Origin of the sequence: Pseudoalteromonas simplex (assembly GCF_015278155.1) — a bacterium.
Lineage (GTDB): Bacteria > Pseudomonadota > Gammaproteobacteria > Enterobacterales > Alteromonadaceae > Pseudoalteromonas > Pseudoalteromonas simplex.
In genome coordinates this window covers 1-22,215 of the sequence record NZ_JADILN010000021.1, presented here as the reverse complement: position 1 = coordinate 22,215, position 22,215 = coordinate 1, and the positions used below count along the sequence as shown (strand labels likewise).

General features: G+C 41.3%; 20 protein-coding genes and 7 tRNA genes. 17 read left to right on the top strand and 10 right to left on the bottom strand.

The annotated features are described in order from the left end of the window. Window positions 1-460 precede the first annotated feature (460 nt). The 4 genes from IRQ78_RS20220 to uvrD form a co-directional block, all read right to left on the bottom strand. The gene (locus IRQ78_RS20220; RefSeq protein WP_194442970.1) at window positions 461-1,309 is read right to left on the bottom strand and encodes a CZB domain-containing protein; all 849 of its coding nucleotides are present in this window, start codon (window positions 1,307-1,309) and stop codon (window positions 461-463) included. 72 nt (window positions 1,310-1,381) lie between these two features. Continuing rightward, on the bottom strand, window positions 1,382-2,503 hold the full coding sequence (locus IRQ78_RS20215) for an ABC transporter substrate-binding protein (RefSeq protein WP_194442969.1): 1,122 nt from the start codon (window positions 2,501-2,503) through the stop codon (window positions 1,382-1,384). Continuing rightward, window positions 2,466-4,535 (bottom strand): GNAT family N-acetyltransferase, encoded by a 2,070-nt coding sequence (locus tag IRQ78_RS20210; protein WP_194442968.1) that lies wholly within the window; start codon window positions 4,533-4,535, stop codon window positions 2,466-2,468. The genes IRQ78_RS20215 and IRQ78_RS20210 overlap by 38 nt, the downstream gene beginning before the upstream one ends. Continuing rightward, window positions 4,513-6,678, bottom strand: a complete 2,166-nt coding sequence (gene uvrD, locus IRQ78_RS20205; protein WP_138602659.1) for a DNA helicase II — start codon at window positions 6,676-6,678, stop codon at window positions 4,513-4,515. Before uvrD ends, IRQ78_RS20210 begins: the two co-directional genes overlap by 23 nt. Before the next feature lie 259 nt (window positions 6,679-6,937). On the opposite strand from uvrD, the gene IRQ78_RS20200 reads away from it, so the two are divergent. Further along, the gene (locus tag IRQ78_RS20200; RefSeq protein ID WP_054554878.1) at window positions 6,938-7,162 is read left to right on the top strand and encodes a hypothetical protein; all 225 of its coding nucleotides are present in this window, start codon (window positions 6,938-6,940) and stop codon (window positions 7,160-7,162) included. A 122-nt stretch (window positions 7,163-7,284) separates the two neighbouring features. Continuing rightward, window positions 7,285-7,653 carry a YacL family protein gene (locus IRQ78_RS20195; RefSeq protein ID WP_138602657.1) on the top strand — a complete coding sequence of 123 codons (369 nt, stop codon included), beginning with the start codon at window positions 7,285-7,287 and terminating at the stop codon, window positions 7,651-7,653. Window positions 7,654-7,685: 32 nt separating this feature from the next. Here the strand turns inward: IRQ78_RS20195 and IRQ78_RS20190 are convergent, their stop codons facing one another. Beyond that, window positions 7,686-8,315 carry a peroxiredoxin-like family protein gene (locus IRQ78_RS20190; RefSeq protein ID WP_187491167.1) on the bottom strand — a complete coding sequence of 210 codons (630 nt, stop codon included), beginning with the start codon at window positions 8,313-8,315 and terminating at the stop codon, window positions 7,686-7,688. A 120-nt stretch (window positions 8,316-8,435) separates the two neighbouring features. Here IRQ78_RS20190 and IRQ78_RS20185 point away from each other — a divergent pair, with 120 nt between their 5' ends. Beyond that, on the top strand, window positions 8,436-9,056 hold the full coding sequence (locus tag IRQ78_RS20185) for a dUTP diphosphatase (protein ID WP_194442967.1): 621 nt from the start codon (window positions 8,436-8,438) through the stop codon (window positions 9,054-9,056). Here the strand turns inward: IRQ78_RS20185 and yrfG are convergent, their stop codons facing one another. After that, a complete protein-coding gene (gene yrfG / locus IRQ78_RS20180) occupies window positions 9,057-9,713 on the bottom strand; it encodes a GMP/IMP nucleotidase (RefSeq protein ID WP_054554874.1) in 657 nt (218 codons plus the stop codon). It lies immediately after the preceding gene. 61 nt (window positions 9,714-9,774) lie between these two features. Here yrfG and nudE point away from each other — a divergent pair, with 61 nt between their 5' ends. The 5 genes from nudE (at window position 9,775) to IRQ78_RS20155 (ending at window position 11,732) form a co-directional block, all read left to right on the top strand. Continuing rightward, a complete protein-coding gene (gene nudE, locus IRQ78_RS20175) occupies window positions 9,775-10,347 on the top strand; it encodes an ADP compounds hydrolase NudE (protein WP_171037179.1) in 573 nt (190 codons plus the stop codon). After that, a complete protein-coding gene (gene cysQ / locus IRQ78_RS20170) occupies window positions 10,340-11,137 on the top strand; it encodes a 3'(2'),5'-bisphosphate nucleotidase CysQ (protein WP_054554872.1) in 798 nt (265 codons plus the stop codon). Before nudE ends, cysQ begins: the two co-directional genes overlap by 8 nt. 240 nt (window positions 11,138-11,377) lie before the next feature. Beyond that, window positions 11,378-11,454 (top strand) — tRNA-Met (locus IRQ78_RS20165). Window positions 11,455-11,515: 61 nt separating this feature from the next. After that, window positions 11,516-11,592: transfer RNA gene (locus IRQ78_RS20160), tRNA-Met, on the top strand. A gap of 63 nt (window positions 11,593-11,655) precedes the next feature. Continuing rightward, window positions 11,656-11,732, top strand: a tRNA-Met gene (locus IRQ78_RS20155). A gap of 673 nt (window positions 11,733-12,405) precedes the next feature. On the opposite strand, the gene IRQ78_RS20150 is transcribed toward IRQ78_RS20155, so the two are convergent. From IRQ78_RS20150 to IRQ78_RS20140, 3 genes are all read right to left on the bottom strand, one after another. After that, a complete protein-coding gene (locus IRQ78_RS20150) occupies window positions 12,406-14,562 on the bottom strand; it encodes an ATP-binding protein (protein WP_194442966.1) in 2,157 nt (718 codons plus the stop codon). A gap of 112 nt (window positions 14,563-14,674) precedes the next feature. Then, entirely contained in the window at window positions 14,675-15,331 is a 657-nt protein-coding gene (locus IRQ78_RS20145) for a helix-turn-helix transcriptional regulator (protein ID WP_054554870.1), read from the bottom strand. A 230-nt stretch (window positions 15,332-15,561) separates the two neighbouring features. Beyond that, complete coding sequence (locus IRQ78_RS20140; RefSeq protein WP_054554869.1) at window positions 15,562-15,933, bottom strand: histidine triad nucleotide-binding protein; 372 nt, start codon at window positions 15,931-15,933, stop codon at window positions 15,562-15,564. A gap of 105 nt (window positions 15,934-16,038) precedes the next feature. On the opposite strand from IRQ78_RS20140, the gene IRQ78_RS20135 reads away from it, so the two are divergent. Beyond that, window positions 16,039-16,668, top strand: coding sequence for a DUF2057 domain-containing protein (locus IRQ78_RS20135; protein WP_194442965.1), 630 nt, complete (start codon window positions 16,039-16,041; stop codon window positions 16,666-16,668). A gap of 52 nt (window positions 16,669-16,720) precedes the next feature. Here IRQ78_RS20135 and IRQ78_RS20130 read toward each other — a convergent pair whose 3' ends face one another. Further along, window positions 16,721-18,565 carry a M1 family metallopeptidase gene (locus IRQ78_RS20130; protein WP_054554867.1) on the bottom strand — a complete coding sequence of 615 codons (1,845 nt, stop codon included), beginning with the start codon at window positions 18,563-18,565 and terminating at the stop codon, window positions 16,721-16,723. Window positions 18,566-18,710: 145 nt separating this feature from the next. Between IRQ78_RS20130 and murB the strand changes: the two genes are divergently transcribed. The 8 genes from murB to IRQ78_RS20090 form a co-directional block, all read left to right on the top strand. Then, window positions 18,711-19,721 carry a UDP-N-acetylmuramate dehydrogenase gene (gene murB, locus IRQ78_RS20125; protein ID WP_054554866.1) on the top strand — a complete coding sequence of 337 codons (1,011 nt, stop codon included), beginning with the start codon at window positions 18,711-18,713 and terminating at the stop codon, window positions 19,719-19,721. Beyond that, window positions 19,718-20,710, top strand: coding sequence for a bifunctional biotin--[acetyl-CoA-carboxylase] ligase/biotin operon repressor BirA (birA, locus tag IRQ78_RS20120; RefSeq protein WP_054554865.1), 993 nt, complete (start codon window positions 19,718-19,720; stop codon window positions 20,708-20,710). Before murB ends, birA begins: the two co-directional genes overlap by 4 nt. Then, window positions 20,707-21,405: a type III pantothenate kinase gene (locus tag IRQ78_RS20115; protein ID WP_054554864.1), complete on the top strand. Its 699-nt coding sequence runs from the start codon at window positions 20,707-20,709 to the stop codon at window positions 21,403-21,405. Before birA ends, IRQ78_RS20115 begins: the two co-directional genes overlap by 4 nt. A 117-nt stretch (window positions 21,406-21,522) precedes the next feature. Further along, window positions 21,523-21,598, top strand: a tRNA-Thr gene (locus IRQ78_RS20110). Between the two features lie 40 nt (window positions 21,599-21,638). Continuing rightward, a tRNA-Tyr gene (locus IRQ78_RS20105) sits at window positions 21,639-21,723 on the top strand. A gap of 44 nt (window positions 21,724-21,767) precedes the next feature. Continuing rightward, window positions 21,768-21,842 (top strand) — tRNA-Gly (locus IRQ78_RS20100). A gap of 13 nt (window positions 21,843-21,855) precedes the next feature. Next, window positions 21,856-21,931: transfer RNA gene (locus IRQ78_RS20095), tRNA-Thr, on the top strand. 136 nt (window positions 21,932-22,067) lie between these two features. Beyond that, window positions 22,068-22,215 (top strand): GTP-binding protein (locus IRQ78_RS20090; RefSeq protein ID WP_228482695.1); only part of this gene is annotated, 148 nt, incomplete at its 3' end.

The following is a 22,215-nucleotide window of genomic DNA, read 5'->3' as shown; positions in this document are numbered from 1 at the left end:
CACTGCGAGCAATCGCATGCGTTTTCGTGCGTTTGGTTCTTTACGAGAAAGCGCTAAAAGCTGTTCAGATATGTTTGGATTCAATGTTATTAACCGGTGATTTTATATAGCCTATATTAGATCAGATATTTAAGCGGAATGGTATTAGCAAGAGTAAAGTCGAACTGTTGGGTTGTTTAGTACAGAGCCTCCCTCAGCAATAACCCCGTAGGAGACACTTCAGTGCCGATTTCAGACCATAACAAACATATTCATGGCTAAAGCCATTCCTACAAGTAGACTTTGCCTAGAACCAGAGGATGACGCAGGACCAAACACCCACACCGCGCGGCTGATCGCTGACGGCTGAAAGCTGATAGCTCTGTGATGTGTTGGGTTTCGCTCCGCTCTACCCAACCTACGCCAGGCCTTTCAACTTTCCCCTCACTAACTTTACCCTTTCAAACTTGCTAACTAGCGGCTAAAAAAGCCCATACTCTTCGGTTTCTTCTGCTTCGTGGCGCATGAGGTGTTCTGGGCGGAAGATGGCGCTTGGGTCTAATAGTAAGCTGTGTTTATGCTTCATTTTAATTAGCCCGCGCATCATGTTTTTAGTTTGTGGGTCAACATCAAAACCAACAGAGGTAAGCTGCTCTAAAGGCTTGATATCTTCTTTCTTAACATTAATATTGTCTTCGACTTTATCGACCAGAAGCCCTATATGAGGTGTTACACCGTCTTTAGTTGTAAAAATGATGATTGGCTTGTAATCAAGGCTTATCTGCTCTCGGGCCGATTCAAACAACCGGTTTAGCTGATTAAGAGTTTGTCGTTTTTTTTCTTCAAATAAAATAATTACAGAATCTTTTGACTGTGTTTTCCGTACTTCTAAAAGTTCGCTAGCCATAACATGTAGTGCATGGTAGGGCTTTTCAAGTTTGGCAACAATGCTCTTAAGATCTTCATTATCAGTCTCGAAATCTTTGTACCAGCGACTAAATGAGGACTTACTTGGATCTAGCGAATTTGTGAAGGATGTTCCAGTAGATAGGTTGTTTTCTAATACATTGAGCCATTCTAAGTGCTCTTTTTCTCTTTCAACTAATAATTCTGAAAGCGCGGTATTTACTTCGTATGTTGACCTGTTATTTAAAACTACCCCCAAATCAAATATGGGGGTCGGCGTGTCCATATAATCTTTGACCCCGATAAAGCTCTTATTTTCATTGGGCAATGAGGTTAAATTACCCTCATAACGTTCGGTTAGAAGAATATCAAGAATTTTTAATGAAATGGTCTTGTGCCCAACTCGGAAATTAATCAGATCCATATTTCCCTCAAAGCCTTGTTAAGTCTTTATAGCATAGAACATTATTATGTTTTTAGTGATGGATTTACAAAATTACTTTTTGAAATAGGAGCGGTAGATTTTTTTATTATTTCCAGCACTGTGACTATTAAATAAATCAGCGAATTCAGATGTGTCAGTGAAGAGGTGAGTTAGCTCGGTTAGCAGACATTGATTGTTTAGTGGCGTTGGGCATCTTTGGGCAGCGCTAACCAATGCAACGGCATTCAAATAACCTTCAAATATAATTCTATTCGCACTCGTGTGATAAGGCTCGATATCTTCAATAAACTGCTTACACCAAGGGTTTTTACAGTTATTAGGGTCGGGTACCACTTCAGTGACCATAATGCTGGCGGGCTGTTTAACTCGCTGATATAAATCATGGCTCGAAACGAAAGACACCGAAGTATAGTCTGGGTTGAAGCTTTGTTTGTTTGCTGCATTAATGAATTCAGCGAGAGGCTCGTAGGTGCCGACTAAACAAATTGCGGTTGCTTTACTTTCTTTTAGAAGCTCTAAAGCTTTTGAAATATCATCACTATTGCGCTTAAACCGAGCGACTTCTACAGGTTTAATACCATGTATTTTTAATGCATTAACAAGGTTGTTTTCTACCATATAGCCAAACTCATCGGCTTGGATCATCAAGCCAATTTTTTCATGCTTACGCTCTTTCACGAAATAATTAATTTGCTCTATGGCTTCATCTTGGTAGCTCGCACGAAGATTAAAGACATTTGGCATTGAGCTATTATGTAAAAAATCAGCGCCTGTAAATGGCATTAGAAATGGAATGCGGTGCCTATCCAGAATAGGTTTAATTGCATGGGCTGTTGGTGTGCCCATAGAGCCAAAAATTGCATGGATCTTTTGATCAAATAAAAACTCGCGAGTATTCACTACGGTATTTTTTGGCTCATAACCATCATCAGCTAAAATCAGATCGATACTTTGCCCATTAATACCGTTTTCTTTGTTGATTTTATTAAAGTAAATATTACTGCCAAGCGCCAGTTGTTCGCCTATTTGCTTTGCGGGTCCAGTGAGCGCAGTGGACATGCCGAGTTTAATGGTAGGCTGTGCGTGTTCAGCTAAAGCTATCTGAGGTAGTAGCAAGGTACAAATACATAAACACTTAATGGCTGTGATTTTGAAGTGATTTATAGTGAGCATACCAACCTTGCACTGCGGTTTTGAACTGTGACTCTAAGTCTTTTTTACCTGTAAAACCGGCTTCTTCGATTAAGCTATTTACAGAGGTTTGCTGTAATACTAGTCGAATAAGGATGAACTTTGTATGTTCATCTAATAAATTTAGACTAATTGGTGTGCTCCAAAGTATTTGCCATAGCAATGGCTGTACTTGGAAGAGGTTAATATCACCAGTTAACAGCCGCTCAGCTCTTGCATCTAAGGCAGAAGATAGATCACTTTTTGGTAAGCCTTTGAATAGCTCTGCAATAAGCTGCCAAGGAAGTGAGTTAAAGTGATCAAGGAGTTGCAAAGAGAAATCTTGCTTAAACTCTTCTATTAACAGTGCTGCGCTATCTGTCGTTTGCTTATCTAATGCTTTAACCACTAAGGCAGCATGTTCTGCCGTTGCTTTGTCATGACTAAATCCAAGCTTAACAACGTTGAAGCCATTACTTTGCCAAAACTTAATTAATGTCGCATTTGCGCCAAAGCTAGCACCAAAATAACTACAATTGCTTAATTGGCTTTCGCAGTGGTTTAACAGGGCTGAGCCTATACCTTGCTGATGACATTCAGGTGCAACAGCTATTCTCACGACTCTCGCTGAGTGTTTACACAAATCTTCTGTTTTTCGGCTTAATTGAGTCAGAGTTTGCGCCATTAAATGACCATGTGGCCGACGCTTTCCTCTTGTAACCTGCTCTGCAATCTCAGGCGTTAAGCCACCCTCAATAGCAATTAAGCAAACGGCTTTTAATGCATTTTCTTGTTTGCAGATAGATAGCTGTAGCTCTGGGGCATCAAGCAATTGGCGTAAGTCGTTTACCGTGGTTTGATAATGAGCCAACGCCAATAGCGCCATAATTTGGCTAAGCAACTGCTCATCATCAATGAGTTGCTCTTTGCTTATGCTTTCGAATTGATATGACTCTTTACTCTGCGTTTCTAGGTATTTTGCATCAAGTAATAGTAGTTCACGTAGGCTATGTTCGAGGGGGTCATACTTGGCGAAACGAACAGGTTCATCCAAAGTAATTGCCTTTAGCGATTTAAATTGGCTACGTAAGTAATGTAAAAAACGTAACGTGTAACCACGCCCATTCCCTTCGTAACCAACCATAGTGCTAGCAAATACGATTCGTGGATAACTTTTTAGTATCTCTAATAGCATAGGAACCGGAATCGCCGCTGCTTCGTCGACATATAACAGATCGCAATCAGGTTTTTCGTTTAGCAGTGTATCTGGCGCAATGTAACTAAGGTTAGCTAGTTGCTTACAGTTTTGCTCTTTGCTAACACCAAGCTCAGCGGCTAAATGTTTAAAGCTTGTTTGTACGGCTTTAGCTTGGGTGGCGCAAATTAGGATTCTTTTATCTTGAAGACTTGCTGCTGCAAGCCCTAAAGCGGCTGACTTACCACGACCTCGGTCTGCACTGATCACAAAAGGACGATTAGCGCGCCCTGTTGCGGTTTTAATAATTTGCTCAACACATGCTTGTTGTTGCTGATAATTTATCTCAGCAGTTGCTGGCGAAATAGATTGGTAAGCAGGAGGCGAGTGCTTAGTAAAATAATGTGGCTGCAATTTTAGCTTGGCGAAAAAGCGCTGATTAAAAAAGCTGTGTTTAATTGCTTCGCCATAAGAGGTAATACTTGTGAGTGCTGGGTCTTGCCAGTTATTATCATCGGGCAGCAGTAATATAAGTACACCACCAGCTTTTACGGTACCGGCAAGCGCGGCTAGTTTATCGGCATATAAACCGCTAAAACCATCAAAAATTGCGTGTTGAAACTCTTGACCAAGAATCTGGTGAGCATGTTTTGGGAACTCACTATTTGCTAATAATGAGCTGCTACTGAAAACATAGGTATTTTTTAGCGCTAATTGGTTTGCAAACTGATAGCACCAAGTTTCGCTGCCTTGCACAATGACAAGCTGGCGATGCTTTGCAATCACCAGCTCATTACATAGCGCTGTTATATACTCATTATAAGGCTTGAAGTCTTGCATACTGTGTTACAAGCCATTTACTGCCTAGATCATCAAAGTTCACTTGAATACGTGACTGTGCGCCGCTGCCTTCGTAATTGAGTACGGTTCCTGCACCGAACTTAGCGTGTAATACGCGCTGTCCTAAGTTAAAGCCGCTATCTTCAAATGCGGCATGTGTTACTGATGGACTAAAACGACCTGCCGCAGGTGGCCTTGAAACCTGTGTTTTAATACGAATTTCTTCGATACAGTCTTCAGGCATTTCGCGTAAAAAGCGTGATGGGCTGTGGTATTTTTCTTGTCCGTATAAACGGCGGCTTTCTGCGTGGCTAATATATAGTTTTTCCATCGCGCGAGTCATGCCAACATAACATAAGCGACGTTCTTCTTCTAAACGACCAGACTCTTCATTACTTTGTTGTGATGGGAACATGCCCTCTTCAACACCCACCATAAATACCAGCGGGAATTCTAGGCCTTTTGCTGAGTGCAGTGTCATCATTTGCACCGCGTCTTCGTGCTCATCAGCTTGACCTTCGCCAGATTCTAGAGAGGTATATGCCAAAAAGCCTTGCAGTGGTGAGCTGAACTCTTCATCTTCAGGAAGTTCGTATTGACCACAAGCACTAATAAGCTCTTCTAAGTTTTCTACGCGGGCACGGCCTTTTTCACCTTTTTCAGCTTGATACATTGCCATTAACCCCGAGCTTTGAATGGTGTATTTCGCTTGCTCTTCTAGGGTGAGATCGCTGATTTTATCTTCGATATGCTCAACAAGTTCTAAGAATTTTGTCACGGCACTTGCTGCACGGCCAGATAAGTGCTGCTGCTCGATAATAGCTTTAGCGGCATACCAAAGTGGCAATGACTCATTGCGCGCGCAATCACGAATGTGACTTAGTGTTTTATCACCAATGCCGCGAGCAGGGGTGTTAATAACGCGCTCGAAAGCCGCATCATCTTGACGGTTACCAACTAAACGTAAATACGAAAGTGCATCTTTGATCTCTTGGCGCTCGAAGAAGCGCATACCGCCGTAAATACGGTATTTTAAACCTTCTTGTAGCATTGCTTCTTCGAGTACACGAGATTGCGCATTGTTACGGTATAAAATCGCGGCGTCTTGTAATGCATTACCTGCATTTAGCCAGCTACGTAGTTTGCTGCTAACAAAGCGCGCTTCGTCTAATTCATTAAACGCAGCGTAAACTGAAATCGGCTCACCATCATTGCCGTCTGTCCACAGGCTTTTGCCCATGCGTTCAGCATTGTTTTTGATCAGCGCGTTTGATGCTTTCAAAATTGTTGCCGTTGAACGGTAATTTTGTTCAAGGCGAATGGTTTCGGCTTCGAAGTCAGTTAAAAAGCGTTTGATATTCTCAATTTTTGCGCCACGCCAGCCATAGATACTTTGGTCATCATCACCTACGATCATAATACTGTTGGTGTTACCTGCGAGTAATTTTAACCAAGCGTACTGAATCGTATTGGTATCCTGGAACTCGTCTACCAGCATATGGGCAAAACGCTGTTGATAGTGACGTAAAAGTGTTGGGTGGTTCTTAAGTACTTCGTAGCAGCGCAGCAGTATTTCTGCAAAGTCGACTAAACCTGCGCGGTCACAAGCCTCTTGATATGCAGCATAGACTTTCAGCATCATTTGCTCATTAATATCGTAGGCTTGAATGTCTTTAGGGCGCAGACCTTCATCTTTTTTCGCGCTGATATACCAACCAAATTGTTTTGCAGGCCACTTTTTATCATCGATGTTCATCGCTTTAAGTAAGCGTTTGATCATACGTTGTTGATCGTCAGAATCTAAAATTTGAAAGCTTTCAGGCAAGTTCGCTTCACGGTGATGGGCGCGCAGAATACGATGAGATAAGCCGTGGAAAGTACCAATCCACATACCACCAACCGGTGCTTTTAACGTTTCTTCTACACGAGTGCGCATTTCTTTCGCGGCTTTATTTGTGAAGGTTACCGCAAAGATACTGTATGCAGAAGCTTGCTCAACTTGCATGAGCCATGCGATGCGATGAACAAGTACTCGAGTTTTACCAGAACCTGCACCTGCAAGTACTAGCATATTTTGCAATGGGGCTGCGACTGCATCCCGTTGTTTGTCATTTAAGCCATCGAGTAATTCAGAAACGTCCATCGTTACGCCTTTTCAATCTATAATGGGTGGAGTATAACAGGTGTTTATGCAAGGCTAAATAAAATACTGTTTTTATAAACAGCTATTTTGGCAAGTCATTAAAATTGAAGTATAAAAATTGTGAATTTGACCGATTTTTAGCAAAAAAAACTAAAATCAAAATAACGCTACTTTTTAACACTTTGATTTGTAAGCCATAATAAGTTGGCATAAAGTGTGTTTACTAAAAGTATAATCATTAAAAACTACAGAGGTTAGTATGGCAGAGCAAGGTTCTGGCGGTAATGTAATCGCAGCAATATGTAATATCTTTTTTCCTGGTTTAGGGCAATTGGTACAAGGCCGTTTAATGGCGGCTATTGCATTCTTTTTAGCATGGGTTATCAGTGGGGCACTAATTTACGTTGCAGTTGGCTTTATTCTACTGCCAATCGTATACCTATGGGCGATTATTGATGCTGCGCGCTTCAAATCGCGACTATAGCTATTTTAAATAGCATAAACACGAGCGCCCCGTTGGCGCTCGTGCTGATTTAAGACTACAAAACTCGCCACGTTTAGCTGCAAACGATATAATTAGCAGATAACGTATTAAGAGTACCCTCCATGGAATATCAATTTATCCGCGATCCTATTAGCGGTTTACGCATTAAAATCTCCTCTGAACATGCCGTCATAGGCCGTTGGCTAAACGAAGAAATCGGTAAAGAAAAAATCGCGATGGTACAAGCATTGATCTCCGCGGTTAAGAGCAGTCATGAGCCTTTAACCTTACAAGGTCAAGAAATTGATTTGATCTTAAGTAAAGACGAAGCGCTGTTCGAAGCACATGCGTTACATCAAGACAACGAAGACTTAGTTGCCTACCAAGATGATGATTTAATGCTTGAAGAAGAAGGCCTGTGCAGTGGCTGTGGTTTTGAAGACTTTGTTGATTTAATTGAATCTTGGCAAGAATTTACACAAGGCCGATAAGCAGATGCATATTCTGCTTATCGGTTGCTAATTTATTGCTCGTTCACTGATTTTACAGCTGCAAGTAATAAATCTTCTGTTAAGCGTACTTTGTAATTTGGGTTGGCGTATTGAAAATTAACTAACCCATTAGTGTCTATCACAAACACTGCAGGTACGGGTAACGCTACTTTCACTTCGCCCTCTAACGAGACAAAGTTAACCCCAAGTTTGTTGCGGTAAATCTTTGCTGTTTTGTCATCTAAGTAAAACGCTAAACCTAACTTTTGTGCCAACAAAAGGCTGTCGTCAGACAATAATTGATAGTTTGGTGAAGTAATTTTTGATTCAGCGAGCTTTTCAGGACTATCTGGCGAAACGGCAATTATCTGTGCTCCTAAATCCGCTAGCTCTTTCTCAATTTTTTGGACATTGGCCAATTGCTTTGAACAATATGGGCACCAGCCACCACGATAAACAATGAGCACAGTCGTTTTTTCTTTAAAACGCTCAGCGAGTGAGACAGTTTTACCGTATTGATCTTTTAACTCAATATTTGGCACTGCTAAGCCGGGTAATAATGGGCTAACTTGCTCTGCTGATTCGGCAATATTGGTTGCAGTCGCAGCAATAACTTGGCTTGATAGTACAAATAGTGCACTAATGAGTAGAGATTTAAACATAGGCTTCCTCGGTTATTTTTATCAACTGCAAAGCAGACCTGATCATATGTGTTTTTATTTCATCAATGACAAAATTATCTGTAGTATATACATAATTGAAAATGCAAGTTGGGATAAAGAATGTCTGCTAATTTACAAAAACTCGTTGTTATGCTCGAGATGCAAAATGCGATGAATACTAAAGTTCATGAGCAATGGTTTAGCCAAGGTTTTGAATGGTATCGTGCAATTTGGGTTGAGTGTGCTGAAATGCTGGATCACTACGGCTGGAAGTGGTGGAAAAAACAAACCCCAGATACAGAACAAGTTATTTTAGAGTTAGTTGATATTTTCCATTTTGGTTTATCTTTACGTATTGATGGTGAAACCAGCTATGAGCAGTTAGCTGCACAACTTGAAGCTGAGTTAAATGCACCAGTTCAAGCCGATGATTTTAAACAAACACTCGAAGTATTAGCTGGGTCAGCTGTTGCTGAAAAGAGTTTTAATGCCGCTGCATTTGCAGGCTGCATGGCGCAAATCGGTATGGATATCGATGACTTATACCGTGGCTACGTTGGTAAAAACACCTTGAACTTCTTCCGCCAAGATCATGGCTACAAAGATGGTAGTTATATCAAAGTGTGGAATGGCCAAGAAGATAACGAGCACTTAGTTGAAGTGATAAAAAGCCTAGATACAGAGCATGCAGATTTTGCAAAACTTGTATACCAAGGCTTAGAGCAGCGTTACCCGAAGTAATTATTTAACGGGTATAAACTCGCGAAAATCGATGGTCGATAAAAAGCCATCGAACTGCTTATGCGGTTGCTGACTATCAGGGTTGGCAACCGCAAGTATATGACCAATACCAAACTCTTTTGCCGCATCTAGCACGGCGGGGCTGTCATCCACAAATAAAGTCCGTTCCTTATCAAACTGCCATTCTTGATGTACTTGTTGCCATAATGGTTGATGCTCTTTACTCACGCCATATTGGTGAGTTGAGATCACCCCATCTAAGTAATTATCGATAGCAGTATGTTCAAACTTTAACATGGCACAATCTGGGTGCGCGTTAGTAAGCATGATCAATTGCTTGCCTGCTTTTCTAAGCTCAGTTAAGAACGGCGGAACATCTTCACGAATTCTGATTAAATGTTGAATGTCACGTTTCAGTGCCATAATTGGTAAATCAAGTTGCTGCTGCCAATAATCTAAACAGTACCAATTAATTTGTCCGTGAACTTGTTGATAACGATGTAAAATGTCAGCTTTTGCTGCGTCTAAACTGATTTTATGTTTACGCGCATATTGCTCGGGAATAACGGTTAGCCAAAAGTAATTATCAAAATGCAAATCGAGTAGGGTGCCATCCATATCTAACAACACAGTATCGATTTTTGACCAATTTAACATAGGCAATTCACTTTAAAAGATTTATGATGAGCATAACTGCCATGATAGCAAATTAATGCCAATGACACAGAAAAAGCATCCTACACCACCGCAAATTTTGTCTAATGAAGTTGTCGCTAAAAGTCGACTATTTACTGTTGAGTCTCTCGAATTGAAGTTTTCAAATGATGAACAAAGGCAATACGAAAGAATTCGTGGCGGTGGCAGAGGTGCAGTGATGATAGTGCCGGTAACGGCCGATAACGAACTGTTATTAGTGCGAGAGTATTGTGCAGGCACCAATGATTATCAGTTGGGTTTTCCAAAGGGCTTAATTGATCCTGGTGAAACACCACAGCAAGCTGCAGACCGGGAGCTTAAAGAAGAAGTTGGTTTTGGTGCTAAGCATTTCGCTGAACTAAAAAAAGTCAGCATGGCGCCAAGTTACTTTAATGCCACGATGCATATTTTGTATGCTGAAGATCTCTATCCTGAAACCTTACCTGGTGATGAGCCAGAACCGCTTGTCGTTGTAAAATGGCCAATAACTGATTGGCAATCATTATTGCAACAAGAAGACTTTACTGAAGCACGAAGTGTCGCAGCTTTGCTATTATTAACAAAGTACTTAGAGTCGGGAGCGGGCAATGAATGATTTTTTAGAACCGTGTATTCGGTTAGCTGAGCAAGCAGGCGATGCCATTATGGCCATTTATCAGCAGGATGATATTGGTGCTGAGCAAAAGTCAGATCATACTCCGGTCACCAAGGCTGACTTAGCATCAAATGATGTATTAATGGCGGGTTTGAAGAGCATAGCCCCCGATATTCCAATTATGTCAGAAGAAACACCGATCCCAGCGCTGGCAGATAGAAAAGATTGGCACCGTTATTGGTTGCTTGATCCTATGGATGGTACCGGGGAGTTTATACTTGAAAGCGGTGATTTTGCAGTCAATATCGCTTTAGTTGAAAATAATCGCCCAGTGCTGGGTGTTATTCATTGGCCAGCGAAACAAGTGACTTATTTTGCAAGTTATCAAAATGGCGCATTTAAACGTGAAAATGGCCAAGATCAACAAATTTCAGTAGCAACACCCGATAATTTAACCTTAGCAGTAAGCCGCAGACAAAAAATTGAAGCGGTCAGTCAGTATTTAAACACTCAGTTTGCGACAGTAGCATTAGGCTCATGCTCATTAAAAGCCTGTATTATTGCAGAGGGTAAAGCTGATTGCTTTTTACGTATCGGACCAACTGGTGAGTGGGATACTGGTGCGTCACAAGTGATTGTCGAAGAGGCCGGTGGCTGCATTACCGATGCTGAATTCAATCCGTTAACTTACAATCAACGAGAAAGCACAGAAAACCCTGATTTTATCGTGATGGGTCACCCCGATTGGGAGTGGCAAAAAATGATTAGTCCTCATCAGCGTGCATTTTAACTTTGTTTTGTGTGCTTTTTGTTCGCTTGAGTTAAATTTGTCACTATAACCCTTGATTTCTAATCTTATTGCTATATGATAGCGCTCTCTCTGAAACAGGGCGTCGTTAACATGCTCATGTTACTAAGAGATTACAGGCGCGGGATGGAGCAGAATGATAAATCATTCGTCGGACTCGCTAATACCTGAAGTCGAAGGTCGTCGGTTTAAATCCGGCTTCTGGGACTCTAAACATACAGGCGCGGGATGGAGCAGCCTGGTAGCTCGTCGGGCTCATAACCCGAAGGTCGTCGGTTCAAATCCGGCTCCCGCAACCAATTCTTTGAATTGGCTGACTTCTTAAATTAAGTGAGAAGTAAAATAAACTTAATATTCAGGCGCGGGATGGAGCAGCCTGGTAGCTCGTCGGGCTCATAACCCGAAGGTCGTCGGTTCAAATCCGGCTCCCGCAACCAATTCTCTGAATTGAAAGCCAAGTTGTCATGTAAAGCAACTTTAAATAAATCTATAATTTCAGGCGCGGGATGGAGCAGCCTGGTAGCTCGTCGGGCTCATAACCCGAAGGTCGTCGGTTCAAATCCGGCTCCCGCAACCAACTGAAATTGAAGATTAAAATTAAATGAGTTTGATAAGTAGGCACGCGAAAGCGTGTTTTTTTATGCCTGAAATTCAGGTTCAGAGCCGAAGGTCGTCGGTTCGCTCTCAAAATTCACAGCTCCCGCAACCAACTGAAATTGAAGATTAAAATTAAATGAGTTTGATAAGTAGGCACGCGAAAGCGTGTTTTTTATGCCTGAAATTCAGATTCATAACCCGAAGGTCGTCGGTTCGCCCTCAAAACTCACAGCTCCCGCAACCAACTAAAATTGAAGATTAAAATTAAATGAGTTTGATAAGTAGGCACGCGAAAGCGTGTTTTTTATGCCTGAAATTCAGGTTCAGAGCCGAAGGTCGTCGGTTCGCTCTCAAAATTCACAGCTCCCGCAACCAACTGAAATTGAAGATTAAAATTAATTGAGTTTGATAAGTAGGCACGCGAAAGCGTGTTTTTTTATGCCTGAAAAAGTAAGTCTTAAGTAATCATATCACAATCAGTTTGAAGCCGAATTGTGTTATTTGTAGGCTTTAGCCAAGGCGCTACTTTAGCGCCGAAAAACATTTCACGGCTAAAGTCGTTCCATGTTTTGATGTAGGCGTGAAATTTATTTCGCGCGTTATCTTTTGAATATTGCGCGATATAAAATCACGCCTACAATGCTCGCTTACCGCTATGATAACTCACGCCTAGCATGCTTAAGGTAAGCTTGTAGACTTTCTTGCCAAAGTATTAGGGCTTCGGTTAATAGTTCTTTTAAGGGCTTGTTATCAAGTAACTTACGTTCGATGCGCTTCAGCTCTGTACCGTATCGATTAAATCCTAGCTGCAATGCTGTGCTTGCTTGACGGTGAATCAGTTTGATGCACTGCTCTTTATCATCATCTACAAGTTGTTGACAACGAATGAGTTTATTTCTAGCAGATAAAACAAACTCATTGTAAATCGATGATACCTCATCCTCGCTGAATGAGCTTATCAATGTAGCAGCTGCCGTTTCATCGTAAAGTGTATCTCGTAATTCCACCGCGATACTCGCAGATTGGTTTGTTTGTGAATCGCTCAGAGCTTGACGTAATTTCTGCTGCTTTATTGGTTTGCCTACAATATCTTTTATACCTAGTGATAAATACTCTTTTATTTCATCTGGACTGAGGCTAGCGGTAAATGCTAATACTGGCGTGCGTTGATTTAAATGGTCGATATTTTTTAGCTTTTTTAAGACTTCTTGCCCTGTTAAATCAGGCAAATTCATATCGAGTAATACCACATCAAAGTGATGTTTCTGCATCAGTTCAATCGCGCTATTGCCATCTTTTGCAAGTTTTATCTTATGCTCATCATCAGCCATAAATTCGATGGCAATTTTCTGATTTAAATCGAGATCTTCAACTAATAACACGTCTAGGCCAGTAACATAATCCTTTGATTGGTGACGCTGTTCAACTAGGCTAAGCTCACCAATAGCAAGTGAAATATCAAAGCTGAAAGTACTGCCTTTTTTAAGCTCACTTTCTATGTTGAGTTTACTGCCTAACTTTTCGAGTAGCCGGCTGGTAATTGCTAAGCCAAGGCCTGTGCCTCCTTTCTCTTTACCTGCACTACTTTGCACGTATGGTTCAGTGAGGTAGGCTATTTCTTCATCTTCAATACCAGGGCCAGAGTCAATCACACTTACTCTAACTAGGTGGTCTAGTTGGCCTTCATTAAGAGGCTTCACATGAATCTTTACGGCTCCTTGGTCAGTAAACTTAATTGCGTTACCTACTAAGTTTATAATAACTTGCCTGAGTTTTTGTTGGTCGCAGTAATAACATGCCTGTTCTGGCAAATCATATATCAACTCAAACTTTAAGTGTTTTTGTTCTGCTAGGGGGCTGAGAAGTAGGCAAAGATTATTTAGCCAAGTTTTAAACTCAACATCCTCTTCATAAAGTGCTTCATCTCGTTGATCTAAGCTGGCGTAGTCGAGAACTTTATCTACTAATAAATTTAATGATTCAGCGGAGTTAATAATTGCTTCGCAATAAGGTTTATCACGGGGGTCACTCGATTGGTTCATGATCAACTGTGCACTACCTAAAATACCGTTTAACGGTGTGCGAATTTCATGACTAATAGTTGATAAGAACAAACCTCTTATTTCTAAATCTTTATGGGCTTTTTCGGTGAGTTGATTAAGGTTTTGCTCACGCCTTTCATTACATAGTAGTGCCATGCCTGTAGCATAGAACATTGGAGCTATTACGCCATTAATAAATAAAGTGAAACTAAACCAGTCTGCAGATAATAGGTTGGCGGTTGTAATATCTCCCATCATTAAAGTACGGCCAGTAAACACCGCTAGGATAATGCTGAGAATTAAAATATAAACAATACTGCCATTAGGGTAACTTTTACGGCCATTACGAATAAACAAAGCCAGTAAAAACAATGATTCAACAATATGTTGAAGGTCAGAAACCAATATTCGGCTGCGTAACTCTGCGCTGTCAGTAGCAAGGTAAATCATAGTGATAGCTAAAGCGACTGTGATCGAAACAAAGGTTTTAAAGCCAACGCATTTGGCATTCAAAAACTGACAAATTGCGAGTACATGGATGATTGAGGCACTAAACAGTAGAGTATTTGCAATGGCAACACTGGCAAGGTTATTAATATGGCCATGTAGTGCAAAACTCATTACTGATGCAAACATCACAAGTGGATAAAAAATATAGAGTAAGGTGCCCGGAGTCTTATTGTTGGTTCGCCAAGTAAGGTAATTAAGAAGGGTCATTACTGCCATCATGGCAGCGCTGGCGTAATATAAAGTAGCTGAGTCGAGCATTGTATTTCCAGTGTTTGGCAATCAGTTTGAGCATAAAGTCAATTACAGTGATTAGCAACCAGAAACAAAAACAGACGCAGTAGCGTCTGTTTTAACAAGTAGGGTATTTCGTTTAACGAATTTCGTCAGGAATGTTTTGCTGAGCCCAAGATAGTAACTCAATACGATTACGACACTTAGTTTTTCTAAATGCACTGTATAAGTGAGTTTTCACTGTATGCGGACTAATACTTAAATCTTCAGCTATTTCTTTGTTTTTCGAACCTTTACTCATTAATGAAATAATAGCTTTTTCACGTTTGGTAAGCTTAACTGGTTCGATATCACCGTCTGTTAATTTATGTAGTGCGTCTTTGTTAAACTGCAACATACGGTTAAGTGCATTACACATAATATCACGACGGTACCAGAGTTGGTCTTCAAGTAACAAACGAATGCCTTTCATTAGCACATCGGCGTTATCCGTGGTGTAAAATACACCTCTTATGCCACTTAGAAGAGCGCGATTAGCTAGTTCTGGGTTTTCATCTAGATTAAATAAAACAATATCGCATTTAATTCGTAGATTAACTAATTGCTCCTTTAGTTTTCCCCACGGATCTGTACTTGACGTTTCAATGAATAGCAATCGTGTGCCTTCAGGTACTTCAGAAATATCAGTACCAGTTGTCACAGTAAGTCCTTGTGTTTTTAACAATGGTTCTAATACATTTACACCAATCGTGTTAATCGGTTCTGGATCTAATAATAAAAAGGCTGAACTACTCATATTTATTCACTCTTGAAAAAAGTTGACAATTGCATCCTATCACGCAATCCACCCCTTTCGTATTAGAAATTTCTGAGACTTGTGCAGGAAAAGTACAGTTTGTGTCTATTTTGTGTCAAAAAATACAGCTAGTTAACTAATTGCAATACATTAACTAGCTGATCTGTCACTATTATAGACAAAAACAGTATCTTTGTTCTACCTTTTACATATTTTTACATACTAAAATATTAGAGATTGGTTTTTTTCTTGTCTTGATACGGAGGCCAGCCCATTGTTTTACCTGCCAGCATATGTAGGTGTATATGGTACACAGTTTGTCCGCCATGGTCATTACAGTTCATTACGACGCGAAAACCGTCTTCACTAAAGCCAAACTGTTTGGCAAGTTTGGCAGCAACCACATATAAATGACCGACTAAAGATGCATTTTCTTCTGTAACATCATTAATCGTCGCTATTGGTGTTTTTGGGATGATCAGCACATGAAAAGGGGCTTGTGGGTTAATATCTTTAAAAGCTAAAGACAACTCGTCTTCATATACAATATCAGCAGGGATCTCTCGGTTAATAATCTTTGTAAAAATAGTCTCTTGGCTCATACTTAGCTCTCTTATAAATGTGGTTAAATGACCGCCCACTAATGACAAACTTTATTTGCAGTGTCAAACTGAAACTGCCGTAAATTGAACAACCAAGGAGTGAACATGCGTAAGTTAGTATTACTGAGTAGTGCGTTAATGCTATTAAATAGTTTAAGTAGTGTCGCTGAGACTATTCACTTTCCAGAAGAGTTTGTACCTTTACAAGTCGGAGAGCGACTTATTGAGCAGTCGTTTTTCAGTCGTGTTGACGATGTTGAACTTGCTCCTGGTACTTACCAAGTGAAGATGAAATATACCGATCTTTACGAGCAAGGTTATGATGACCACCAAGTTGTTGAGTCAGAGCCATTCTGGGTTGAGCTCACAGTAGAGAGCGGCAAAAACTATGACCTAGTGTTTAATCGTGCCAGTAATGCTGTTGCGGCAGAAGTGTTTGCTGAATCACCGCAAGTAAGCTTAAAAGCCAAGGGCAGTGAACTTGCTGTGCCACTATCGATAGTTAGCTATCGTGCATCTAGCGCGCCTGCACAAGCTGTAGCCAGTGCCCCAGTTGCTGCTACAAGTACAAGCAACAAGCCTGCGACTGCTGTCCCTGTCACATTGCCTGCAAAAGTACCCGGCGGACAAGCGGGTTTGAAAAATATGCCAAGTGCGGCTGCGATGCTTGAGTTTTGGTGGCAACAAGCAAGCCCAGAAGAGCGCCGTGCGTTCTTACAAAAAGTAAGTAACTAATAAAATAATTAAAAAAGGCGCTGATTGCAGCGCCTTTTTTGTGTTTGATGACTTACTTTGCAAATAAGTCGTCAACAGTACCTTGTGCAAGTGGGTGGTAACCCGGACGTGCTTTTAAGTACACATCATGCGCCCAGTCTTTTTTACCGTTTTTAATAAGTGCTTTATAGAGTGGCACAATTAATTTACGACGACCGATGCCTGATAGATGTTCATCAAGCGCTGGGTAAATTGGTTGATAACCATTACCTACCGCTAGCATAAACCATGCGAAAGCACGCTCAGCATTAGTTGACTGTGTAAGGTTGAATTGATTATCAAGCTCAGTCATTTTTTCAATGCTTAAATCGCGAGGTAGGTTATTCAAAAAGTGTAGCCACTCGTGAACTGACCAATCCGCTGTTGGTAACTGGGCTGCACTAATTTCGCCGTTTAACCATGTTTTGGTTACAGCATCAACTTTATCGAAAGCATCAGACGTTGGGTTAGGGGCATCGCTTGGTAAACCAGGCTCAAAGATCCACTCATTAACTTTATCCATGCTCACAACGCCTGGATATTTTTCGATCAAGTTAGCTTTTAAGTAAGTAACAAATTGCGCTGTTGTAAGAGACTTAAACGCAAATTGGTCAAAGTAACCCTTTACGAATGGGTCAAACTTATCACGGCCAAATTTGTTTTCTAGATAGATTAAGAAAAGCTGACCTTTAGTGTAAGGCACTGAGCTAAATGCATCATCAGGATCGCGGCCATTAAGCTTTAAGTTAAGGCGTGTATCTGGTGCTGGCAGAGTTTTAAGTAATGCGCGTAAGCCCGCTGCATCAAGCGCTTGTTCCATAACTGCACGGTCACGACCAAACACTTCTTCCATAATGCGGTTTTCAACGTAAGACGTGAAACCTTCGTTTAGCCATAAATCTTCCCATGTCGCATTGGTTACTAAGTTACCAGACCAAGAGTGAGCAAGTTCGTGAGCAATTAGGTTTACTAAGCTTTTATCGCCAGCAACAACCGTTGGTGTAATGAATGATAAACGTGGGTTTTCCATGCCACCAAATGGGAAGCTTGGCGGTAGCATTAATAAGTCATAACGACCCCATGCGTATTCGCCGTACATCGCGTTAGTTTTATCGATCATCGCTTGAGTGTCGTTAAACTCAGCAACTGATGCATCTAAAATTGTTGGCTCAGCAAAGATACCCGTTTGCTTAGACATAGCTTTAAATTCTAAATTACCTGCACCAATTGCGATTAAGTATGGCGAAATTGGTTGTGGCATATTAAATAGATAATCGCCGTCCTTATAAAGTGCATCTTTGTTATCAGCACTCATTACCGCACGAATGTCTTTAGGAGTGTGAATACGTGCCGAGTAGGTTACGCGCATTGCTGGCGTATCTTGTACTGGGATCCAACTACGAGCATGAATTGCTTGTGATTGGCTGTACATAAATGGGTGTGATTTACTGGCTGTTTGCTCTGGCGTTAACCACTGTAAACCTGAAGCTTCTGGGCGGCTGTTGTAATAAATACGTGCTTTAACCGCTTGGCTTTTAAATTTAATTGTTAATTTTGAGCCCTTTACGTCATCACGTGCAGCAAGGGTGAAGTCAGCTTTGTGCCAGCTGCCTTTTTGATCTTGATACATTACTTTGTCAATATCTAAATCGCGTGTATCAAGTACCAGTGTTTTGCTTGTTGCGTTGTGCCAATCTAGCGTGTGCTCAACAAAACCTTCTAGTTGTTTGTCATCAAAATCAACATCTAAATCTAGTAGTAGGTGAGTGGTTGTTACGTCATCTAAGTTTGCGTAAGTGTGCTGGCTGATTGCATCTGCAGTTGCTTGAGAGCAAGCACCGGCCATAGCAAGACTTAAAAGTAATGGTTTAAACTTCATAATAACCCTGGAACGGAAATGAAAAAGAGCCCGTTTTATAACATGATTAGTGCAGTGGGTTGAGTGATTTTTACAATCTAATGCGTATTTTGCGACGATAGGTTACACTAATGCGATTAGTTACCGGTAACCTTTGAGGCGTTTTGTGGCTCAGTCCCTGCAATCTTTTCATACCTTTTCTTTGCCAAGCCAATGCCAGCATTTTTATCAAATTGATGAAGTGAATCAGCTTTTAAGCACAGACTTTTCTGCGCCGTTTTGTATTTTAGGTGAAGGCAGTAATACGGTGTTTTTATCTGACTACCAAGGTTCTGTGATCCACATGAATACGAAGGGCATCGACATAGAGCAGCAAAACGATGGCTTTTTATTACACATTGCAGCCGGAGAAAACTGGCACCAATTAGTTGCTATGACTATTGCTAATGACATGCCTGGGCTTGAAAACCTTGCTTTAATACCTGGGACTGTTGGTGCTGCACCAGTGCAAAATATAGGTGCTTACGGTGTAGAACTTGAAAAGTTTGTGAGTTATGTCGAATACTTTGATATTGCCACCAAAACCATAAAGCGCTTAACTAAAGGCGAATGCCAATTTGGCTATCGTGACTCTATCTTCAAGCATGCACTGAAAAATCAAGCGGTGATCACCCAAGTAGGGTTGCTGTTACCTAAGAAATGGCAGCCAGTGCTTAGTTATGGACCATTGCAACTGCTTTCAGAACCCTCTCCACAGCAGGTATTTGAGCAAATCATCACAACCAGAAACAGCAAACTACCAAACCCCAGTGAACTTGCAAATGCAGGCAGTTTTTTCAAAAACCCAGTGATCAGGAATGAGCAACTTGCGTTACTTTTAAAAAGCTACCCAGAGCTACCTCATTACTTTGTGGATGCTGAGCATTATAAAGTTGCGGCGGGGTGGTTGATTGAGCAAGCTGGGTTAAAAGGCTTTAAGGTCGCAGGTATTGAAGTGCATCAGCAGCAAGCGTTAGTGCTAGTAAACCACGGTAATAGTACAGGTGATGACTTAATTGCCATGGTAAAGCATGTACAACAACAGATTTGGCATAAATATCAGATTGCTTTACAGCATGAAGTACGCCTGATCAATGCTGAACATGAATGCCACATTGAATTGGGAGCTTCATCATGAAAGCGCCAGATGGAAATAAGCTCGCTATTTTACAAGCTTTAAATACCGGTGGTTTTATTTCTGGTCAGCAATTGGGCGAGCAGCTCGGTATTAGCCGTGCAGCAGTGGGTAAACATATTCATTCTTTGCAGGAGATGGGGCTCGATATATTTAAGGTTACGGGTAAAGGGTATTGCCTAAATAATAGTGCAGGCTTACTGAACAAAGATAAGATCGGTCTGCATTATAATGAGTTAGGTGGCAGCACCGCTAATGTTGAAGTGCAGCCTATTATTGACTCAACCAACAGTGAGTTAATGCGCCGTTTGCAAACAGAAGTATCACTGCCATCTGGAAGCGTATTAGTTGCAGAAATGCAGCAAGCGGGAAGAGGGCGCCGTGGGCGCGTTTGGCAATCTCCGTTTGGTGCAAACTTATACTTTAGTTACTTTTGGCGTTTGGATGATGGTTTGCAAGCTGCTATGGGGGTATCTATTGCTGTTGGGCTTGCTGTTTACGATACGCTTAAAGCCTTATATCAATTGGATGTAGAGCTTAAGTGGCCAAACGATATCTACTTAAACCGTGAAAAATTAGCGGGTGTATTAGTTGAGCTTGATGGTCAGCCGCAGGGGCCTTGCCAGCTTGTAATAGGTATAGGTATCAATTTACATATGCCAGAAAGTGTTAGCCAACACATAGATCAAGCATGGACTGATTTAAGCCAGCATGTACAGGGATTAGATAAAAACAAGCTGGTGGCCTATTTGTGCTTTTATTTAGAAAAACGCTTAGCCCAGTATCAGCAATCGGGTTTAAACGATATGTATCTACAATGGAATCAATTAAATGCATTTGCTGGTGAGTGTGTTGAGCTCAATACGGGTCATCGTAGCTGGCGTGGTATTTGCGAAGGAATTGATAACCAAGGTGGCGTGCGTATTCGCCAAGACGGCGAAGTGAAAAGTTATTATGGTGGTGAAATTTCACTACGTAAGGCTGAGCTATGAAATTATTAGTGGATGTTGGCAATACCGCAATTAAAGCCGTTTTGTTTGATGGTAAGGATTACCAAACCTGTGAACTCAGCAATTTACCTTGGTCACAAATAACAGAGCTGGTCTATGCCTGCGTGGGTAGCACTGAGCTACTTAAACCGTTATTAGCACAGGCGCAGCAACACGCCGTTCCTTATTTTGAAGCACAGGTGAGTGCAAAGCTAAACACGTTAAGCTGTGCCTATCAGCAGTATCAAAATCTAGGAATTGATCGTTGGCTGGCTGTCATTGCCGCGTATGTCGAGTTCCCCGAGCAAAATTGCATTATTATCGATGCCGGCACTGCAACAACAATTGATGTACTCAATAGTGAAGGTGCACATCTAGGTGGTTGGATTTTACCAGGCCTTGATTTGATGACATCTTCACTTACCCAGAATACCCAACGCGTGTTTGATGATGGACAAACCCCATTTGCGACTGATTTAGGCCGTAATACGCCAAATGGCCTCAAGAATGGTGCGATGGTTGCTACCCTAGGTGCAATCGAGCAAGCAAAACAACATCTTAACCAACAGGGTTGTCAGTTATTATTTGCTGGTGGTTATGGCAAATTGTTAGCAGATACATATTTAGATGCTAAGTTTGACAGCTTGCTCGTATTTAAAGGACTGAATTATTGGCGTGAATTAGCTATAAAGCAGTAAAAATACGGCAATTTGCCTGAATAGTGAGCGTTTAACACATAAATTCACATTTTTTTTAATTTTATGGTTGCATCACAATAAACCTTACCTTAGAATCTCGCCCCGTACTAAAGCAGTGCCGACTTAGCTCAGTTGGTAGAGCAACTGACTTGTAATCAGTAGGTCATCCGTTCAACTCGGATAGTCGGCACCACTTTCCTTTTACCGGAAGTGACTTAGTAAAGAATTTTCGTGGAGGGGTTCCCGAGCGGCCAAAGGGATCAGACTGTAAATCTGACGGCTCAGCCTTCGCTGGTTCGAATCCAGCTCCCTCCACCACTTTATTCTTGACGGTTAGAGGTAGTTTAAGAACAGGTTCCTATGCGGGCATCGTATAATGGCTATTACCTCAGCCTTCCAAGCTGATGATGCGGGTTCGATTCCCGCTGCCCGCTCCAGACTTCTGGTGTTGCTGATATAGCTCAGTTGGTAGAGCGCACCCTTGGTAAGGGTGAGGTCGGCAGTTCAAATCTGCCTATCAGCACCAGTATCGAGAACTCATCTTAATTTCTTCCTTTATCTGTCAGAAAAAACTATTTGAAATTTGAAAAAATTAAATTAATCTACCCTCGGTGGATTATTTTCATATGTAATCTAGATACACAAAACTGATAGGTTCCGTCATGGCAAAAGAAAAGTTTGAACGCGTAAAACCGCACGTAAACGTTGGTACAATCGGCCACGTTGACCACGGTAAAACAACTCTAACAGCAGCAATCACTAACGTACTTGCAAAAGTATACGGTGGTGTAGCTAAAGACTTCGCATCAA

Bases quoted from the DNA above. Each gene is read 5' to 3' on its own strand.
- cysQ (WP_054554872.1), top strand. From the start codon at position 10,340: ATGAATGATTTTTTAGAACCGTGTATTCGGTTAGCTGAGCAAGCAGGC.
- IRQ78_RS20185 (WP_194442967.1), top strand. From the start codon at position 8,436: ATGTCTGCTAATTTACAAAAACTCGTTGTTATGCTCGAGATGCAAAAT.
- birA (WP_054554865.1), top strand. From the start codon at position 19,718: ATGAAAGCGCCAGATGGAAATAAGCTCGCTATTTTACAAGCTTTAAAT.
- IRQ78_RS20210 (WP_194442968.1), bottom strand. From the start codon at position 4,535: ATGCAAGACTTCAAGCCTTATAATGAGTATATAACAGCGCTATGTAAT.
- nudE (WP_171037179.1), top strand. From the start codon at position 9,775: ATGACACAGAAAAAGCATCCTACACCACCGCAAATTTTGTCTAATGAA.
- IRQ78_RS20140 (WP_054554869.1), bottom strand. From the start codon at position 15,933: ATGAGCCAAGAGACTATTTTTACAAAGATTATTAACCGAGAGATCCCT.
- IRQ78_RS20135 (WP_194442965.1), top strand. From the start codon at position 16,039: ATGCGTAAGTTAGTATTACTGAGTAGTGCGTTAATGCTATTAAATAGT.
- IRQ78_RS20220 (WP_194442970.1), bottom strand. From the start codon at position 1,309: ATGGATCTGATTAATTTCCGAGTTGGGCACAAGACCATTTCATTAAAA.
- IRQ78_RS20200 (WP_054554878.1), top strand. From the start codon at position 6,938: ATGGCAGAGCAAGGTTCTGGCGGTAATGTAATCGCAGCAATATGTAAT.
- IRQ78_RS20195 (WP_138602657.1), top strand. From the start codon at position 7,285: ATGGAATATCAATTTATCCGCGATCCTATTAGCGGTTTACGCATTAAA.
- IRQ78_RS20190 (WP_187491167.1), bottom strand. From the start codon at position 8,315: ATGTTTAAATCTCTACTCATTAGTGCACTATTTGTACTATCAAGCCAA.
- IRQ78_RS20150 (WP_194442966.1), bottom strand. From the start codon at position 14,562: ATGCTCGACTCAGCTACTTTATATTACGCCAGCGCTGCCATGATGGCA.
- uvrD (WP_138602659.1), bottom strand. From the start codon at position 6,678: ATGGACGTTTCTGAATTACTCGATGGCTTAAATGACAAACAACGGGAT.
- IRQ78_RS20130 (WP_054554867.1), bottom strand. From the start codon at position 18,565: ATGAAGTTTAAACCATTACTTTTAAGTCTTGCTATGGCCGGTGCTTGC.
- IRQ78_RS20215 (WP_194442969.1), bottom strand. From the start codon at position 2,503: ATGCTCACTATAAATCACTTCAAAATCACAGCCATTAAGTGTTTATGT.
- IRQ78_RS20115 (WP_054554864.1), top strand. From the start codon at position 20,707: ATGAAATTATTAGTGGATGTTGGCAATACCGCAATTAAAGCCGTTTTG.
- IRQ78_RS20145 (WP_054554870.1), bottom strand. From the start codon at position 15,331: ATGAGTAGTTCAGCCTTTTTATTATTAGATCCAGAACCGATTAACACG.
- yrfG (WP_054554874.1), bottom strand. From the start codon at position 9,713: ATGTTAAATTGGTCAAAAATCGATACTGTGTTGTTAGATATGGATGGC.